The organism is Nostoc sp. ChiQUE01b, assembly GCF_034531255.1.
Taxonomy (GTDB): Bacteria; Cyanobacteriota; Cyanobacteriia; order Cyanobacteriales; family Nostocaceae; genus Nostoc.
On the sequence record NZ_JAVRBM010000195.1, the window covers coordinates 1 to 2,160 of the forward strand.

General features: G+C 38.2%; 3 protein-coding genes. 2 read left to right on the forward strand and 1 reads right to left on the reverse strand.

Going from position 1 to position 2,160, the window contains the following annotated elements; translation table 11 throughout:
- Nucleotides 1–342 precede the first annotated feature (342 nt).
- Both parA and RMY63_RS41560 read left to right on the forward strand, forming a co-directional pair.
- On the forward strand, nt 343–984 hold the full coding sequence (gene parA, locus RMY63_RS41555; RefSeq protein WP_322734251.1) for a ParA family partition ATPase: 642 nt from the start codon (nt 343–345) through the stop codon (nt 982–984).
- A complete protein-coding gene (locus RMY63_RS41560; RefSeq protein ID WP_322734252.1) occupies nt 974–1,198 on the forward strand; it encodes a hypothetical protein in 225 nt (74 codons plus the stop codon). The genes parA and RMY63_RS41560 overlap by 11 nt, the downstream gene beginning before the upstream one ends.
- 139 nt (nt 1,199–1,337) lie before the next feature.
- Here the strand turns inward: RMY63_RS41560 and RMY63_RS41565 are convergent, their stop codons facing one another.
- Nucleotides 1,338–2,087, reverse strand: coding sequence for a hypothetical protein (locus RMY63_RS41565; RefSeq protein WP_322734253.1), 750 nt, complete (start codon nt 2,085–2,087; stop codon nt 1,338–1,340).
- Nucleotides 2,088–2,160 lie beyond the last annotated feature (73 nt).

The window sequence follows — 2,160 nt, forward strand, 5'->3', positions numbered from 1 at the left end:
TCTCCGTATTTATTTATCTTTACATAGTTTAGTTTTTTCGCGCCGACTTACTTAGCCTGCAAGTATGTAACAGAATGAATGCTTTGATGTTTTGAGTAAATACTCAAATGAGTAAATACTCAAAATCCTGGAGTTCATAAATGTCAACAGTTATTGCCGTTCTGAACCAAAAGGGCATCTCAAGAATTTGTGTAGGTTATTCGCCAACAACAATAATGGGAAAGGCAAGTTAAGTAATAAAATTGGGTGTAATTTTAGACTTGCTATCTAAAATAAATCATGCTTTGATGATTTGAGTATTTACTCAAATGAGCTTTTACTCAAAAATGCTGGAGTTCATAAATGTCAACAGTTATCGCCGTCCTAAACCAAAAGGGCGGCTCAGGGAAAACGACCATCGCCACTAATCTTGCTCATTCTCTGCAACGGGACAATACCACAGTTTTACTGGTTGACTCTGATCCGCAGGGTAGCACTAGAGACTGGAATGAGGCCAATGGCGGCAATATCATCCCCGTTGTGGGTTTGGACAGGGAGACACTAGCTAAAGATTTGCAAGCGATTTCGCACGGATATGATTGGATTGTCATTGATGGAGCGCCTCAAATCGCCAAGCTTAGTGCAGCTGCGGTCAAGGCCGCCGATTTGGTTCTCATTCCTGTACAACCTAGCCCCTACGATATTTGGGCTTGTGCTGATTTGGTTGACATCATCGCCGCACGCCGCGAAGTCACTAATGGCAAGCCAAAAGCTGTTTTTGTGATCAGCAGGGCAATTAAAAATACCAAACTCAGCACAGAAATAAGCAATGCCCTGGAAGATTACAATCTGCCTGTACTTAAAGCAGGGACAACACAGCGAGTAGCTTATCCAACTACGGCTTCCGAGGGGTTAACTGTTTTCAATGACCCCAACAGCGATGCTGCTAAAGAAATTGATGCTCTTAAAAATGAAGTGCGGGAGGTACTAAAGCATGGTGCTTAAAGCAAAGAAAACACGGCGGGAACATGAACTAAAAAATTTGGCTATTGAGGAAGCGAGAGCGGAAGAAACCACCCGTCTGAATGCAGAAATCCCAGTCAGTTTACACAACAAAGTTAAGATGCGAGCCATAGAGGAAGGCAAGGGCAGCAGCATTACAAGTATTGTCATTAAGGCTTTAGAGGCATATCTAGATACCACAGTTTCAAAGGATTGAGTAAAACCTCATTTGAGTATTTACTCAAATACTCATAATTAAATCTGGAATCTTAGCCGGGGGTTTCTTGATGAGGAGTTTGATGTACTGCTGAGAGGGTCTTCCCGTGAAAAACCGATCTAGAGTAGAACCGTAGTTATTAAATTAAATTTTTTAATCGTTCAGGTAAATCAATATCAACAAGTTCAGCTACAGGTGCATTCTTCAATCCACTTGATTGTTCTATTTCTTTTATTTTTCTAATTAAAATGTGAATTAAAGCACCATTTTCATTAAGTTCAAAAATATCATCTTTATCAAAAACGACAATATTCTTTTTATGCCTTGCATAAAAAAGAAGTTGGCAAAGCCTAGCATCACTAATACATTTTTTACGTCCATTTCTACTAGGGAATCCAGCCGCTCCTTTTAATGTAAAGAATACACCAAGACCAACAGTATTAAATAGTTCTAGGCTTAGAACACTACAAAGACGAGAAAACTGAGCGATAGAAACAACTTCTTCTGTCGCTTTTGCTTCAACAACAATTCCTCGATAATTTTCTAAAAAAAGTCGATTACAAATAATATCCCAATTAGCACCATCGCCACTTATTAAAAAATCGTATTGATGGCTAGAAGATTGATAGCTTTTAATTTCAGAATACCCTGCTAGTCCTTTAAAGCTAAGAGTGAGAATTTCCTCCAATAAATATCCTGCTTTTTGCCTCTCACTAGCAGTAGGTTTTTCTTTTTTTAAGTAACATTTTAATGCATTTAAATAATCTGAAAGTCGTATATCAGGAGTATATGTCCAATTTATCACCTCATTAGATTCAGGACTATTATGGTTTAAGTACTTTAAAGCTTCAATAATATTTTTAGCAGCTTGCTTAGAATCCATTTCCATTTATTTATAGTGATTATTTATCTTCAGGACTTACGCAACTGGCACAGGGCGATCGCAAATTGGTAGTACCAAT